The 13,983-nt window shown below is 48.3% G+C and carries 18 protein-coding genes; 5 read left to right on the top strand and 13 right to left on the bottom strand.

Going from position 1 to position 13,983, the window contains the following annotated elements; genetic code table 11:
* Positions 1-201 precede the first annotated feature (201 nt).
* The 10 genes from ACWHX8_RS01795 to fmt form a co-directional block, all read right to left on the bottom strand.
* Entirely contained in the window at positions 202-957 is a 756-nt protein-coding gene (locus tag ACWHX8_RS01795) for a hypothetical protein (protein ID WP_447970263.1), read from the bottom strand.
* Between the two features lie 387 nt (positions 958-1,344).
* On the bottom strand, positions 1,345-1,965 hold the full coding sequence (gene thrH / locus ACWHX8_RS01790; protein WP_447970262.1) for a bifunctional phosphoserine phosphatase/homoserine phosphotransferase ThrH: 621 nt from the start codon (positions 1,963-1,965) through the stop codon (positions 1,345-1,347).
* A gap of 395 nt (positions 1,966-2,360) precedes the next feature.
* Positions 2,361-3,035: an HAD family hydrolase gene (locus tag ACWHX8_RS01785; protein WP_447970261.1), complete on the bottom strand. Its 675-nt coding sequence runs from the start codon at positions 3,033-3,035 to the stop codon at positions 2,361-2,363.
* Positions 3,032-3,586, bottom strand: a complete 555-nt coding sequence (locus ACWHX8_RS01780) for a hypothetical protein (RefSeq protein ID WP_447970260.1) — start codon at positions 3,584-3,586, stop codon at positions 3,032-3,034. Before ACWHX8_RS01780 ends, ACWHX8_RS01785 begins: the two co-directional genes overlap by 4 nt.
* Positions 3,587-3,641: 55 nt before the next feature.
* Positions 3,642-4,115, bottom strand: a complete 474-nt coding sequence (locus tag ACWHX8_RS01775) for a sigma-54-dependent transcriptional regulator (protein WP_447970259.1) — start codon at positions 4,113-4,115, stop codon at positions 3,642-3,644.
* Between the two features lie 40 nt (positions 4,116-4,155).
* Positions 4,156-4,833 carry a LolA family protein gene (locus ACWHX8_RS01770; protein ID WP_447970258.1) on the bottom strand — a complete coding sequence of 226 codons (678 nt, stop codon included), beginning with the start codon at positions 4,831-4,833 and terminating at the stop codon, positions 4,156-4,158.
* On the bottom strand, positions 4,830-7,226 hold the full coding sequence (locus ACWHX8_RS01765) for a DNA translocase FtsK (RefSeq protein ID WP_447970257.1): 2,397 nt from the start codon (positions 7,224-7,226) through the stop codon (positions 4,830-4,832). The genes ACWHX8_RS01770 and ACWHX8_RS01765 overlap by 4 nt, the downstream gene beginning before the upstream one ends.
* 132 nt (positions 7,227-7,358) lie before the next feature.
* Positions 7,359-8,162 (bottom strand): 16S rRNA (adenine(1518)-N(6)/adenine(1519)-N(6))-dimethyltransferase RsmA, encoded by an 804-nt coding sequence (gene rsmA, locus ACWHX8_RS01760; RefSeq protein ID WP_447970256.1) that lies wholly within the window; start codon positions 8,160-8,162, stop codon positions 7,359-7,361.
* Between the two features lie 432 nt (positions 8,163-8,594).
* Positions 8,595-8,921, bottom strand: a complete 327-nt coding sequence (locus tag ACWHX8_RS01755; protein ID WP_447970255.1) for a hypothetical protein — start codon at positions 8,919-8,921, stop codon at positions 8,595-8,597.
* A 90-nt stretch (positions 8,922-9,011) separates the two neighbouring features.
* Positions 9,012-9,971 (bottom strand): methionyl-tRNA formyltransferase, encoded by a 960-nt coding sequence (gene fmt, locus ACWHX8_RS01750; RefSeq protein WP_447970254.1) that lies wholly within the window; start codon positions 9,969-9,971, stop codon positions 9,012-9,014.
* Positions 9,972-10,240: 269 nt separating this feature from the next.
* Between fmt and ACWHX8_RS01745 the strand changes: the two genes are divergently transcribed.
* Complete coding sequence (locus ACWHX8_RS01745; RefSeq protein ID WP_447970253.1) at positions 10,241-10,993, top strand: YebC/PmpR family DNA-binding transcriptional regulator; 753 nt, start codon at positions 10,241-10,243, stop codon at positions 10,991-10,993.
* Positions 10,994-11,132: 139 nt separating this feature from the next.
* A complete protein-coding gene (gene ruvA, locus ACWHX8_RS01740) occupies positions 11,133-11,738 on the top strand; it encodes a Holliday junction branch migration protein RuvA (RefSeq protein ID WP_447970252.1) in 606 nt (201 codons plus the stop codon).
* On the opposite strand, the gene ACWHX8_RS01735 is transcribed toward ruvA, so the two are convergent.
* On the bottom strand, positions 11,724-11,924 hold the full coding sequence (locus tag ACWHX8_RS01735; RefSeq protein ID WP_447970251.1) for a hypothetical protein: 201 nt from the start codon (positions 11,922-11,924) through the stop codon (positions 11,724-11,726). The two genes, ruvA and ACWHX8_RS01735, sit on opposite strands and share 15 nt — an antisense overlap.
* Positions 11,925-12,134: 210 nt before the next feature.
* On the opposite strand from ACWHX8_RS01735, the gene ACWHX8_RS01730 reads away from it, so the two are divergent.
* Complete coding sequence (locus ACWHX8_RS01730; RefSeq protein WP_447970250.1) at positions 12,135-12,380, top strand: CopG family ribbon-helix-helix protein; 246 nt, start codon at positions 12,135-12,137, stop codon at positions 12,378-12,380.
* The gene (locus ACWHX8_RS01725) at positions 12,377-12,619 is read left to right on the top strand and encodes a type II toxin-antitoxin system RelE/ParE family toxin (protein WP_447970249.1); all 243 of its coding nucleotides are present in this window, start codon (positions 12,377-12,379) and stop codon (positions 12,617-12,619) included. The genes ACWHX8_RS01730 and ACWHX8_RS01725 overlap by 4 nt, the downstream gene beginning before the upstream one ends.
* Before the next feature lie 5 nt (positions 12,620-12,624).
* Here ACWHX8_RS01725 and ACWHX8_RS01720 read toward each other — a convergent pair whose 3' ends face one another.
* Positions 12,625-12,921 (bottom strand): hypothetical protein, encoded by a 297-nt coding sequence (locus ACWHX8_RS01720; RefSeq protein WP_447970248.1) that lies wholly within the window; start codon positions 12,919-12,921, stop codon positions 12,625-12,627.
* Positions 12,921-13,082, bottom strand: coding sequence for a hypothetical protein (locus ACWHX8_RS01715; RefSeq protein ID WP_447970247.1), 162 nt, complete (start codon positions 13,080-13,082; stop codon positions 12,921-12,923). The genes ACWHX8_RS01720 and ACWHX8_RS01715 overlap by 1 nt, the downstream gene beginning before the upstream one ends.
* A 397-nt stretch (positions 13,083-13,479) precedes the next feature.
* On the opposite strand from ACWHX8_RS01715, the gene ACWHX8_RS01710 reads away from it, so the two are divergent.
* Positions 13,480-13,785, top strand: a complete 306-nt coding sequence (locus ACWHX8_RS01710; protein WP_447970246.1) for a HigA family addiction module antitoxin — start codon at positions 13,480-13,482, stop codon at positions 13,783-13,785.
* Positions 13,786-13,983 lie beyond the last annotated feature (198 nt).

The following is a 13,983-nucleotide window of genomic DNA, read 5'->3' as shown; positions in this document are numbered from 1 at the left end:
AAGAACTTCAAATCGCAGCTTTCCCACATAGAATGTATCGGTTGATTCTTGCGATTCCTAAAGCCATATACACTCAAGAATGCCTAACAACCGCGCTGAACAGCATGGCAATCAATCAAAATCTATTCACGCAAATAGTCAAAAATACACTGACTTTCCTTTAAACAAACATTTCGTACATACAAGCATACCAATTTGTACTTAATTTCCAGCGTACAGACGACTGGGGTCTTCATCCACAAGTTGGACCAAATCAATAATTGCTGGACGCAACGCCTCTTGCAAAGCGCCAGGATAACTCTGGACAGCATCTTGAAGGTTATAATACGGGCTGTCGTACTTTTCGCCTTCATACTCCATTGCCATACTCCATAACACCTTAGAAGGATCAGACGCTGGCGTTAACCGTAAATCCAACTCAACAGCCGTTTCCGTTTCTCCCATTGGCGCCCCCAAAAACCAAAACACAACACCAATCGGCCCTAAAAAATAGGTATCGAGACGACGCTTCCACTCCGTAGATTGTAAACGCCCCCGAAACACTAAATCTGCTGGAACCGCCGTGTCATTTTCAGCAAACGCAACCGACGAAAAAATTCCAGCTTCTTGGAGTTCTGCGACCGTAGCCTTTGCAAAGTCATTGGGCGGATCAAAGTTTACAACATCCACCTCTTCAGGGTTGGCCGCTTCTTCAGGTCGATCATATGTTGTTTCGCCATAACGAACTAACGGGATCGACGCCTTCCAATATTCTTCCTTCATATCTTTCCCTCGAAGATCTTCAAAGGGCAACACCACAGCCTTCGCCGAAAGCGGCATTTTGGCTTTTGTATCCAGGAATGCTCCAGTTGAAGATGGAGGATACTCCCAATTGCGATTGCCTAAACACCCTGCAAGCAAACCTAGACTCAGCACAATAATCAAACCACGACCCATTCTTGCGAGAGAAGAGCTCATTCACATTCTCCTTTCTAAAAACTGACCAAGGAACAGTAGGATCTCATGATACGACAGCCCCTTCAGCTACTTTTTGACCTGAAATTTGTTAATGATATGAATACGCGTGACTGAGTGAGGGAGAGGAAATACACGACTTATCAGCCTCAAGGAATTGATGCTCACGTGGGCATCATCATGAATTGACAGGTGCCAAGGAGCCTTCCCAAAGGCCAAAACTACGCATTGAGCAGATGAGCCTGCAAGCCAGATTCAGTACAGAGAGAGGAAAGAATACGGCTTCAGACTCGCTTGCTAGCCTTCAGAGAGCTTCCTTTACTCTCCTTCGGAACGTGTGCAAGCTAAGCACTGCACACCGACATTAACACATTCAGTGCACAAGAATATTCACATTGCAAAGCCACCGGCACGCGCGAGATGGGATTGAAACTCCTCGTATGTCCGCGTGACGGGAAATTGTGGAAACTCATCTTTGATCGTCTCAGGAGGACAGAAAAAGATTCCCGCATCCGCTTCTTTTAACATCGATATATCGTTATACGAGTCGCCGGCTGCGATAACCCGAAATCCAATATTTTTTAATGCCTGAACGGCATGCCGTTTTTGATCAGGCATACGAAGATGATACTGACTGATAAACCCCTGCTCATCAACTTCCAACGAATGGCAGAAAATTGTCGGGTAGTTCAACTGCTTCATTAAGGGCGACACGAATTCATAGTAGGTGTCAGAAAGGATAATGACCTGACAACGCTCCCGGAGCCAAGCCAGAAACGGTACGGCGCCCTCTAACGGCATGAGCCCCTCAACAATGCTCTTAATATTCTCCAAGGTAATCCCATGCTTTCGCAAAACATGTAATCGCTTCTGCATGAGTTCATCATAATCAGGAATATCCCGGGTCGTCATCCTCAGATCTTGCGCATCAAAATGATCAGCCACGGCAAGCCAAATTTCTGGAGCCACCACACCTTCCATATCAAGACATGTTACAAGCGGATTTGTCATAGAGCTTCCTTTGATTTTCACTGATAGCGGTTATACACCCGATAAATTTCTGGCCATCATAAAGAAAAGCGCCCCATGTTACAACAGGGAAACCCCTCTCCCATCGCAACCAAGAGCCGAATCCTTCGCTGCTATAGGGAATCCACACATACATCAGTATGCATGGACACGGTCGTTGAACGAACCGGCTGTACCTAAGGGCAATTGTTGTCGCGATCTTGCTGAAGCTCCCGTCTCTACTACAGGCGTCCAAGTGAGGACTGTCAACGCGGTCGTACACGCTTCAAGGGCACGAAAGTTCATTAAATCGGCTATAACCTAGTGATTGGGTCCATCCGCACGAAGGGGAAAACTGTGCTGGCAAGGCAAAGCCAACATCGAGGGGAAAAGGCGTTTTACCGCCCGGCGATCATCGTCAACAAATCCTCAGGAGTATCACAGTAAAAGTCTGGACGTAAGGCCGTCACTTTGTCCCGGTTTCCATAGCCATACCCCACCGCACACACTTTTACGCTAATGGCTTGAGCGGCCCGGACATCATTCGTACTATCGCCGATCATCAGCGTTCTCTCAGCGGACACGTCAAGCGCCTCAAGGACTCTGAGAAGCATGCCAGGGTCAGGCTTTAACTCAGAACTATCCCGCGGACTTTCAATGGCGGCAAAGGTACCTGCCGCGCCGAGCCCTTGAATAATTTGCAACGTATATTCCAGCGTTTTATTCGTCACAACGGCACAGTGCCGCCCATTCAGACTGGAAAGCACATCCTTAACTTTTGGATAGAATTCCGTGTTATCCATACAATGTGCGAGATAATGCAGACGAAAGATACGCAAAGCCTCTTCATATCGACTCACATTCCCCTCGCCGACAGAAAGCCGCAACAGCTGCTTGACCCCATCACCTACAAAACTGAATATTTCCTCAAGCGTTCGTTGCGGCAACCCTAAATCTCCAAGCGTGAAATTCACAGAGTTGGCGATATCCACCTTCGAGTCGATCAACGTCCCATCCAAATCAAAAAGAACTAACTCCACCTGCTGGCGATCAAACCCTTGCCCCATCATCATGGTGCCTGCGTTAGCTGCTCACGAAGTTGTTGAAATTTCTTTTTTCGCATGTCATCACGTTCCTCTAATTGTGCTAAACGAATGAATTTCACTAACCGGTTCTTTCCCACATGGGGCGGCAGCAGTGGACCAACGATTCGCCAACGCTCATGAATGGCCTTGACATGATAGTACTCCAGATACTTCTGCGGCTCAGACAGAAAGGTCGCCGTTTCCCAATACATGGTCCCGACAACATCGAATGTCACGGGAATGAGCATCTCCGTACTGGTCAGGATTTCCCATTGATCGACATCTTCGATAACGTGAAATTCTGAAATAACGACAATTCGACCCCATGCCGGCTCCTCGGTCCACGAAACAAAAGGGGCCAACACTTCCTGGGAATCAACCTCAAGGCGAGCTCCGCGCTTATCCAACGACAAGTACTTTTCGAGGAATTGACTCGGATCGTTCTTAATATCCCCGGAAAAGGCAGACGTCTCGATGGGACACCACAGCGCCACCATCCCAACGATCACGAATTGGTACCATCGAAGAAACCATTTCATGGGAAATCTGGCGGATGAATGCCACGACAGGCTAACACACACGGGAAGGGGGTCATTATCCTTTCAAAAGAATGACTAGGATAATGCCAAGGAGAAGCCATAATGGAATGGACAGCATGAGACCCCACACCAGCCCCTGCGAGGTCTTTAATCGACCCTTCAACTTCCGCTTTTCAACAGCCTTGGCGACTCGCGTCTTCACCTCCTCAAGATGAAACGGCTTCGTGATGTAGTCATCGGCGCCAAGACTAATGGAACCCACTGCCGTACTAATGGATGGGTGGCCGGTAATCATCAGAAAAATAATGTCGTCATTGACTTCGCGAATCCGTTTTAATAACTCCATGCCGTCCATATCCGGCATAATCAAATCAGCTAAAATAATATCGACTTCATCTTGCTGATATTGCTTGAGTGCTTCCACGCCATTTTCGGCCATCGCCACTGAATACTCAAGCGTGGCAAGATATTCGGCCAGAGCCTCTCGGACACCTCGATCATCATCAACCACTAAGACTCGCTCAGACATGGTCAATCATCTTCCCCCGCACAGGGCATTGCGTCCATGATTACATAGTTGGTGCGTCTACGACGACGACATCATCAGGCATCGTTAATCGTAACACGTTCGTATCAAGTCCTTGATTCGTGCGGATGTTTGAGAACTGTAAGGTCGAGATATTCCCCGTTTTCTCATACAAGACAATCTGACGGATGAGGTGAGACGTGGGCTCGATGGTTAACTCGATACGCGTCACGGTTGAAGTCGGTTGATCTTCAAGCTTCGGTACGAGAACAACAATAGGAAGCTTACCATTGTCGGGGTTGTCATCAGAGGAAGTCGTAATATCAAATTGCTCACCAAGCTTCCCAACTCCCTGCAGCAATGTCAGTGGAGCTTTTGAAGCCGACATTTGCGTGAGATTCCCTTTGACTACCTGTTGATGCTCAGGCACATACCACATCACGTGATCGCCATCGACAAGTATTTGTTCAACATTAGGCTTCTGGTAATCCCAGCGAAGCAACCCCGGCTTTTTCAATAACACTCGGCCCGACGAAGACAGTCGACTGTCAAACCCTTCGATTTGCGTTTCTTGCGAAAACTCTGCTTGCAAATCCTGAGTCTTGAGATAGCGGGCATCGACCTTTTTGACTAAAGCCTGAACCTCTGCAAGCGATGCAAGGACTATCGCATGGTCACTCCAGAGAAACATGAGAAAGACAAGCAAGACGACACGTTTCATCCGGCTTCTCCAATTACAGCCTGACGAGCTAACAATTCTCGACGCCCATCCCGCCCAGGCGCGCTCACCAAACCTTCCTCTTCCATTTGTTCAATCATCCGAGCCGCCCTCGGATAGCCAACTCGAAGACGTCGTTGAATAAACGATGCAGAGGCGTGCCCAGACTCCATCACAACCTCTCGTGCTCGCTCATAGGTTTCATCGCGCTCTTCATTATCTTGCGAAGTCTCCTGATTCGAGAAAAATTCTTCATCTTCATACACCGGTGCGGCCTGCTGCTTTACCCATTCGACCACTTCTCGCACTTCGTCATCGGAAACAAACGGACCATGCAAGCGAGTGATGCGACCAGAACCAGAGGCCATGTACAGCATGTCGCCTTTCCCAAGCAGCGTCTCAGCTCCATTGGCATCCAGAATCGTGCGTGAATCGATTTTGGAAGACACTTGATACGCAATTCTCACCGGAAAGTTCGCCTTGATCAGCCCAGTTACCACATCAACCGAAGGCCGTTGCGTCGCCAAAATAAGGTGAATACCTGAAGCTCTCGCCATTTGAGCCAAGCGCGCGATACGGTCTTCAACTTCCTTGGGGGCGACCATCATCAGGTCAGCAAATTCATCAATGACGACCACGATGTATGGAAGATGCGTCAACGGCTCATCCGTAGCATCATCAGACGTTAATTCACTATCTTCCGTGTTGGAGGATTTCACTTTCTTCTTCGCAGACTTTGACGAACGTGATGCCTGCAGCTCGTCAGCAACCTTCCGATTATAGGCATCAATACTTCTCACACCATGCTCAGCCAACATGCGGTAGCGGCGTTCCATCTCCTGCACCACCCACGTCAATCCTCGCGCCGCTGATTTTGGATCTGTAATCACAGGACGAATGAGATGCGGAACCCCATCATACACTTGAAGCTCAAGCACCTTGGGATCTATCAGTAGCAATTTGACTTCATCCGGATGTGCCGTAAAGAGAATATTGAGCAACATACAATTCAGGCCAACACTCTTTCCAGCGCCAGTAGCCCCAGCGACGAGGAGATGCGGCATGGTTCGCAGATCAGCGACCACAGGATGCCCATAGATATCCTTACCCAACGCAAGAGCGAGCCTTGCCTGCGACCGCACAAAGACGGAACTGGTTAACATGTCCTTCAACGACACGGTCTCTCTGATCGGATTGGGCACCTCGATGCCAACTGTCGATTTTCCAGGAAGCGGTGCAACCACCCGAACTTTCAATGCTTTGAGTGCCATGGCTAAATCATCAGCCAAATTGACAATCCGAGAAACCTTAATGCCCGGCCCTGGAGCAAACTCATACATGGTAATAACTGGACCTGGGTGCACTTCAGTCACTTTTCCTTCGATGCCAAAATTCTCCAACGTCTGAGTCAAGACTTGAGATTGCGTTTCCAACACTTGATCAGTCTGACGGGAAGAACGCCCCGGCACAGTCGTGAGCAGATCTTCAGGAGACGGTGGTCGATAGGTTTTTGAAACTGAGCCGTACACGGGAACGGCTGGGCGTCGGGGAGAAGAACTCAGCGCATCATCGGAGTCATGAACGATCGGAGCATCTTCAGGTTTCGCTGAAAGTTCACCGGATGATTTTTCAGTCTTTTTAAAGCTAAGTAACCCACCGATCCCTCCACGGATCGGCGTAGAACGATTAATTTTTACAGCTTTATTGGGTTTCACAGCCTTGTTCTGCTCTCGCTCAATGGCTCGGCGTGCCATTCGTTCCTGTACTGCGTCTTTCGCGGAGCCGCTCCATTCCGTCAGGCGACGAGCAGTTCCTGGAATAGAGGTCGGCGCGAGCAAAACCAGCGAGACGACGAGTGCGGCCGCCAGTAAAATATGACTCCCGAGATAGGCAAAGTTTTGTTCTAAAATGAACGTAAGCCAATACCCGCTGATCCCTCCAGCCATGCCCGGCCCCACAGCCACATCACTGAACGTGGGAACAGAAGGAAACCGAAGCTGAAAGAGCGCACTCAGTGAGAGAATGGCCAGAACGGCGCCTAATACATGATGGACTTTTAATTGAACATCCTGTTTCACCCAGGCACCAAGCCCTAAAATGACTAATAAAACAGGAGCCAGATACGCCGCCCCACCAATCACGCTAATGAGGGCAAAGGCCAACGTGGATCCAACCTTTCCAATCCAATTATGGAACCCGGCACTATCTGGAGCATAACTAAAGGGATCTTGCTGAACGAAAAGGTTGGGATCATGGGGATGAAACGAGGCAACCCCCAGGAATGACAAGACCCCAAACGTCGTCAAGAGAATCCCGATGATTTGCGCCATTAACGGCGAATTTCCAGGCTTTCGGCCCTTCTTGCCAGAACGGGCGGTACTAGGGAAGATACTCATACAATAAATCCTAGCATAGGTGTTTCTCTTTAGCAAACAAACCATAGACCGAAAGGCGTTCCAACTTTTCCAAGCCCCTATCCTTCGCGGCACAAATCGACCGGATGAAAGAGTTCAGGGAAAGGGGAACGATTATGGAAGTGAGAGCATGTGAGCCAGTCGCTGAAAGTCTTGAACCGTTAACGTTTCTGCACGACGGCCTCCGTGAATCCCCGTCCGCTCAAACACCGACTTCAGGACATCGGAGACCATTCCCGCATCACGCATCGCATTCAATAACGTTTTTCGTCGATGACTGAATGCCGCTTTCACGACTCGCACAAACTGCTGAATGTCCTCTGGACGATCCATCTCGCACGCCGGTTTCAGACGTAACTCCACAATGGCCGACTCTACATCTGGTCTTGGACGAAAACAGGTTCTTGAGACTTTAAAGGCTAACTCAACATCAGCAAAATACTGAGCCAGGACTGAAAGCACACCATAGTCACGCGTTCCCGTTTTTCCGACTAGCCGCTTCGCCACTTCGAGTTGAACCATCAGAATCATACGGTCAATCGAAGCACGCGCGTCAAACAGCTTAAATAACAGTGGCGTGGAAATATTATATGGAAGATTGGCGACAACCACCGTGTCAGGTGGAAGCGTCTCAAACGGGTAGGCTAAGGCATCACCTAACGACATCTCAAGATTGGTATGCGACGTCAGATCGTCTTGGAGATACCGAAAAAGTTCCGTGTCAATTTCAACGGTCAACACACGCGAGGCGACTTGGCACAGAACCCTAGTCAATGCGCCTCGGCCTGGACCAATTTCCAAGACCGTCTCTCCAGGACAAATCGCTGCACGAGCCACAATTTTCTTGACAATATTTTGATCGACAAGAAAATTTTGACCAAATCGCTTTCGAGGGTAAGGAGGAACAGATGAAGACATGAGAAAAACACTTCTTGCGAAAAAGTAGCGACGCCTTTTGAACAGCGCTACGAGTTGAATCGCACTCAGCACCGCACACTTGAAGGCACATCCATTTCTATAAAGTCATGGATTCCATGTTGAACCAGGAGGTACCTAGCGACATCAGCAGAGGGATTGACCACCCGGTGTTCGACCATTGCCTTGACGTCATAACGCTCACCAGGCGCTAAATAAACTCGAGAGTCAGGAATTTCCACAATGAACCTCAATGTGGCCATGCAAGCAAAACACAAACTCAGTCAATTGGGTGTGATAATGCCACGGAGACTGTTCATGACCTTGAAGTATGATTTCCGCAACTCTCGCATTTTGAGTGGCAATTAAATCTTCACGTTGACTCATAGCGTTTCGAGTCCTTCGCACGCCAGAATCGACTGTCTGCTGCCCGACTTACTCCTCATGAGGCAATCCATGCACTTGAATGTCTTTGAGTAATTTATTGAGATGTCGGCGACACATATCGACATCATCGGATAACTCATCAAACAAATCTCCAACGATATACGACGTTTCAAGCCAATCTTTCGCTAATTGCCGTTCAACCGCTTCACTAATTTTCCCCTTCAGTGAATCTAAGGCCTCTTTTTTCCACTTCACTACCTGGTCTCGACCTTGAACCGCGTTCAACGCCTCCAACGCTTTCGCGTGAATCTGCTCAAGCTCTTTGAGTTTAAGTTGAATAGAGTCAATCGCTGCCTGTTCACGCTCAGTCATCATCACACTCCTTACCAGAAAAGCCCAGGACACCTAGAGGTAATCAAATTCTTCTCACCATAAAAAAGGGAACGCAACGACACTTCATCGACTTCAGTTCTCGGGATGCGCAGTGAAACGCATGCCAGGCGTTAACGGATAGCCAGCTAAGAATTGCGAAACATTCATACGCTTTCGATTGGCCATTTGCAGTTCCGTAATCCCAAGCACACCTCTTCCAGCCTTTACGAGGATCTCGTGTTTTCCCACGCTGACAATAGTTCCAGGCTGCTCTGAAGACGTTGTCACCTCTGGATCATCGTCATATGGGACAGTCTTCCAGATGGACAGCCGGTCTTGCCGACAAAAGGTATATCCCCCTGGCCATGGCGAAAGTCCTCGAATCCGATTATGGATCGTGGTAGCTGGTTGAGTCCATGCAATCGCACCATCCTCTTTTCGCAACATTGGAGCCATGGTGGCCTTGGTGCCATCTTGGACAGTCGGAGTTATATCGTTGGATTCCCATACACGAAGAGTTTTTAGCAAAAGCTGCCCCCCAACCTGAGCTAACCGGTCAGAAAGTTCCGTTGCCGTATCGTCAGATTCAATCGGCACCGTTTCTTGCAACAAAATCGGTCCGGTATCCATGCCTTCATCCATCAACATCGTCGTGATACCAGTCTCCGTTTCACCATTGATCAAGGCCCACTGAATCGGTCCCGCGCCACGATACTTCGGCAATAACGAAGAGTGAACATTCAGGCAGCCGCGTGGAGGAAGATCCAGAATGACCTTTGGTAAAATTCTGCCGAACGCCGCAACCACCATGACATCGGGTTGCCAGGCTTGCAAGGCAGACAAGAATTCAGGATGCTTCATTTTTTCCGGTTGAAGAATTGGAACATTGTGCGTCATCGCCAATTGCTTCACCGGTGAAGGGCTCACGGTTTTCCCACGGCCTCGCGGGCGGTCAGGCTGGGTCACAACCCCCACGACCGAATACTCGGAATCAATGAGCGTAGCCAAGGTTGGCACGGAAAAATCCGGTGTCCCCATAAAAATTACGCGCATGGGCATTCCTTAACAGTTCCATTTCCATGAATCAATGAACGGCGTCTTCCATGCCTGAATTCCAACGTCTTCCAGAGCAACATCGACAAACCACGCCTCAGAGACTCCCTGGCAAGAAAGCTATGTATTTACACTTATCATTCACATTGACTCCTTCTTCAACCCTATGATACAAATTTTTTCCTAGATACGAGTACTTCAGCGCAGATGACCAACGGTACACGGCTTTCACTGACAGGGCTTCCGTTTCGAGATTAAGGCAAAACATTATGGGTGGTCATAGTCATTGGTCGACAATCAAGCGTCACAAAGGTGCACAAGACGCCAAGCGTGGCAAAATTTTTACGCGCGTCATTCGAGAAATCTCAATCGCCGCTCGAAGTGGAGGAGATCCCGATGGGAATCCCGCCCTCCGGCAAGCCATTGCCAAATCCAAAGAAGTGAACATGCCAGCCGATACGGTCAAACGTGCCATTCAGCGCGGCACAGGTGAACTCCCCGGCATGGAGGTCGAAGAATTTATGCTGGAAGGATACGGGCCTGGCGGGACGGCGATTCTCCTGGAAGTGATGACGGATAATCGAAATCGCACCGTGGCCGAAATCCGCAGCATGTTTACCAAAAACAACGGCAACATGGCCGAAGCCGGCGCCGTCGCCTGGCAGTTTGAAAAAAAGGGCTTGCTGATTGTCGAACAGGATAAGGTGGATGAAGATCGGCTCTTCACTCTCGCCGTGGAAGCTGGAGCAGAAGACGTGAAACAGAGCCCATCATCTTTTGAAGTCATCACCGCACCAACTGAATTTGAAGCGGTGAAAGCCGCGCTGACAAATGCTGAAATACCTGCGACCTTTGCGGAAGTCACCTTCTTGCCACAGAACCACATTCAACTCGACGAAAAAGCCGCAGAACAAGCCTTGAAACTTGTCGAAATCATGGACGACCATGACGACATTCAAAAAGTTCATGCCAATTTCGATATCTCAGATGAAATTATGGAAAAGCTTGCTTCCGCCGTATAGTTTGAAATTCTTCCTCCTCTCGCTTCAGTTTGACCAATCCAACTCTGATGCTCCCAAGTCACGCTGCGTAGACTTTTTCCGCCTTCAACGATAAGCTAAACACGCCTTGCCATGCAGATATCTTGGAAACGGATAAATTATGATTGCACAACTCACCGGCCAACTTTTTTCGAAATCACCGTCAACGGTTATCCTTGATGTCAAAGGCGTGGGCTATGAAATCTCCATCGCCCTCAGTACCTACTTTGCCCTTCCTCACCTGAAAGACTCAGTCACACTCGCTATCTCTACCCACATACGAAATGACACCATTCAACTTTTTGGATTTTTGACGCCGGCGGAAAAAGAAACCTTTTCCTTACTGACCGGCATTAGTGGAATTGGCCCTAAATTAGCGCTCAGTGCGCTATCAACCTTGAGCGTGAAAGACATTCTTGCGGCGATTCAAAACAACGACGTAGAGAAGTTATCCTCCACACCGGGAATCGGGAAGAAATCCGCAAGTCGTATAGTGCTCGAGCTCAAAGACAAAGTCGCCAAATATATTTCCGCTGATGCATTACCCGGAGAACAACTCCCCGCCGAAGATTCCTTACAAACCGATGCCGAATCGGCATTGACCAACCTCGGCTATCGCACAGCCGATGTTCAGAAAGCCATCAAACAAAGTCGAGAAAAACTGGGTGATAACCCAAGCCTCGAACTCATCATTCGCGAATCCCTCAAAGAACTACTCATCCGCTAATCGATAATAGGCCCGTCCAATAGCTCGATCGGCCTCAACCAGGGACCCGCGCTCAAGGACAACAGCCACATGATTTTTCTGCCCAAAAAAGCGACCAGAACTCATGCCAAGATGGTCATAAAACTCAATAGCAAGGCTAAACCCAGGGAAATGAGAACTCTCATTTAACAGCGGAGGAGGAGCCAAAGGTTAACCTACCCTCAATCACACAATAAGGGTAGGGGCCATAATCATGGGGGGTAGGAACCATCACGAAAAGCATATGATCGGTCTCAGCGATCAACCTCAGGCAAAAAATCTGAAAGCAACCTGTCGATTTACCAGATATTGTTGGAAGAAGCATCGATTTGGTGATATGAATGGAAGAGAATACATTGCAATCGAAAGGACATAATCATGACTGAGGATACCGGAAATGTCACGGTGCGCATGCCCGTCAAAACACAAAAAAAGCTGGAGCAAATTGCCGCAGACTTCGAGCGATCAAGAAACTGGCTGATTAGCGAGGCGATTGAGAATTATCTTGATGTGTATCAGTGGCAGGAACAACGAATTCGACAGCGGCTCAAAACCGCCGACAAGGGCGGAAAGTTCTATTCCCGCTCAAAGGTCAGTGATATGGTTGAATCGTTCAAATCATGATGGAGTTGGTGTGGCTCAAGGAAGCAGTTGACGACCGACAAGAGATCGGACACACCATTGCCGCAGATGATCCCGCCGCCTACCGGGTCTTGACCAAAATCGAAACCTCAGCCAATTCGCTTGAACACCATCCCGAATTAGGCCGAACCGGACGGGTCCCCAAAACACGAGAACTGATTATTCCCAGCCTGCCCTATATCTTGGCGTATTCCATTAAGAAAAATACCATCCGTATTTAGCGGTGCTACACACCTCCCGAAAATGGCCTGATACCTTTAGAAATCTGTAATAGGATGACGTGAGCCAGTTCCAAGATATCGGGATAGGAAGCACTAACCGGAATCGCTTGCCATAAAATTTTCTCGCATTTTTTAAGCAAACGGATTATGATCGCTTTTTCTGAGAGATCAACTTTGGAGGGCTGCAAGACTAAGGCTTTGGGAATCCGTACTCCCTTATCATGTAGCGTATAGCAGAAGGTGCGGATAATGCGGTCTTCTTCAAGGGAGGCGTCGAAGTAAGCGCAGCGTTCCTCTTCCATCAGATAGAACCATCGGCCTTCAATATGGTCAGTGATTGAGGTTTATCCGGCTCAACCCATTTCGCATTTCCCCAAGATTCCATATCCAATTTGGGAGTATCATTGAAGTCAATCCGCTCATTTGAGATGGCCTCGAGTGTATCAGTCCGCTTCTTCGACATCGGCAATAGATCGTCTCATTTCTTTTGTCCAGTAGGCATAAAATGAATGGCGCGGTTCTTATACAATTTAACAATTGTCGCACAACCTTTGCTTAGCAAGCGGGTGTTTCAGGCAAAACAATCTGGCAAGAACCTTGTGGGCTCCTCTACTCCAAAAGCATCTCGTTTTCTTGAAAAACGTAGCCATTACCTGTCTTTTCAATCTAGATATTCAGTTAGAACAGCAATTCGAAGTAGAGCTAGGAAGGCACAAACTGTTGTTGAGCGTTTATGGTTTAGGCCTCTCATGGTAACTCATTGAATTCGCTATCGTGTTGAGATTTCCTGAATTAATTCAGAACAACAACTTGCAATAGTACGGTTCTACAGTACATCTATAGATAGAGGATTATCACCGATGAAAAAAGCTGGGCCAAAGAATGTCGCAAATCCGGTGCATCCGGGAGCGTTCATCAAAACGGAAGTTATTGTTGAACACGGTTTGAGTGTAACGAAAGCTGCTGTTATTTTGGGCGTGCGGCGTGCAACCTTGTCAGATTTGCTCAATGAAAAATCCACACTGTCACCGGAGATGGCTCTACGATTAGAAATGGCTTTTCATCTGGATATGGACGAATTACTCACAATGCAAGCATGGCATGACACCATTGAGATGCGAAAACGGGCAAGAAAAATGAAAATTTCTCCTTATGCCCGGTCATAAAAATTGCTCGCATGTGCCGAATAGGGCTTGTTTGAGAATGTCTAGACGACAATTATTCAAAACACTGTAGCGCACACCATGTCTTACTAACCATGGAATTCAATGACTGAACATGCTCAGACATGGAGGGTCAGACCAGATACGCACGCAAATACTCAAGATACACGACCTATCTGTGTATTGAGTCGGCAAGATTCT

This window comes from Nitrospira sp. M1 (genome assembly GCF_965152605.1).
This window is presented reverse-complemented; position numbering and strand designations above follow the sequence as displayed.

Bases quoted from the DNA above. Each gene is read 5' to 3' on its own strand.
- ACWHX8_RS01795 (WP_447970263.1), bottom strand. From the start codon at position 957: ATGAGCTCTTCTCTCGCAAGAATGGGTCGTGGTTTGATTATTGTGCTG.
- thrH (WP_447970262.1), bottom strand. From the start codon at position 1,965: ATGACAAATCCGCTTGTAACATGTCTTGATATGGAAGGTGTGGTGGCT.
- ACWHX8_RS01785 (WP_447970261.1), bottom strand. From the start codon at position 3,035: ATGATGATGGGGCAAGGGTTTGATCGCCAGCAGGTGGAGTTAGTTCTT.
- ACWHX8_RS01780 (WP_447970260.1), bottom strand. From the start codon at position 3,586: ATGAAATGGTTTCTTCGATGGTACCAATTCGTGATCGTTGGGATGGTG.
- ACWHX8_RS01775 (WP_447970259.1), bottom strand. From the start codon at position 4,115: ATGTCTGAGCGAGTCTTAGTGGTTGATGATGATCGAGGTGTCCGAGAG.
- ACWHX8_RS01770 (WP_447970258.1), bottom strand. From the start codon at position 4,833: ATGAAACGTGTCGTCTTGCTTGTCTTTCTCATGTTTCTCTGGAGTGAC.
- ACWHX8_RS01765 (WP_447970257.1), bottom strand. From the start codon at position 7,226: ATGAGTATCTTCCCTAGTACCGCCCGTTCTGGCAAGAAGGGCCGAAAG.
- rsmA (WP_447970256.1), bottom strand. From the start codon at position 8,162: ATGTCTTCATCTGTTCCTCCTTACCCTCGAAAGCGATTTGGTCAAAAT.
- ACWHX8_RS01755 (WP_447970255.1), bottom strand. From the start codon at position 8,921: ATGATGACTGAGCGTGAACAGGCAGCGATTGACTCTATTCAACTTAAA.
- fmt (WP_447970254.1), bottom strand. From the start codon at position 9,971: ATGCGCGTAATTTTTATGGGGACACCGGATTTTTCCGTGCCAACCTTG.
- ACWHX8_RS01745 (WP_447970253.1), top strand. From the start codon at position 10,241: ATGGGTGGTCATAGTCATTGGTCGACAATCAAGCGTCACAAAGGTGCA.
- ruvA (WP_447970252.1), top strand. From the start codon at position 11,133: ATGATTGCACAACTCACCGGCCAACTTTTTTCGAAATCACCGTCAACG.
- ACWHX8_RS01730 (WP_447970250.1), top strand. From the start codon at position 12,135: ATGACTGAGGATACCGGAAATGTCACGGTGCGCATGCCCGTCAAAACA.
- ACWHX8_RS01725 (WP_447970249.1), top strand. From the start codon at position 12,377: ATGATGGAGTTGGTGTGGCTCAAGGAAGCAGTTGACGACCGACAAGAG.
- ACWHX8_RS01720 (WP_447970248.1), bottom strand. From the start codon at position 12,921: ATGGAAGAGGAACGCTGCGCTTACTTCGACGCCTCCCTTGAAGAAGAC.
- ACWHX8_RS01715 (WP_447970247.1), bottom strand. From the start codon at position 13,082: ATGTCGAAGAAGCGGACTGATACACTCGAGGCCATCTCAAATGAGCGG.
- ACWHX8_RS01710 (WP_447970246.1), top strand. From the start codon at position 13,480: ATGAAAAAAGCTGGGCCAAAGAATGTCGCAAATCCGGTGCATCCGGGA.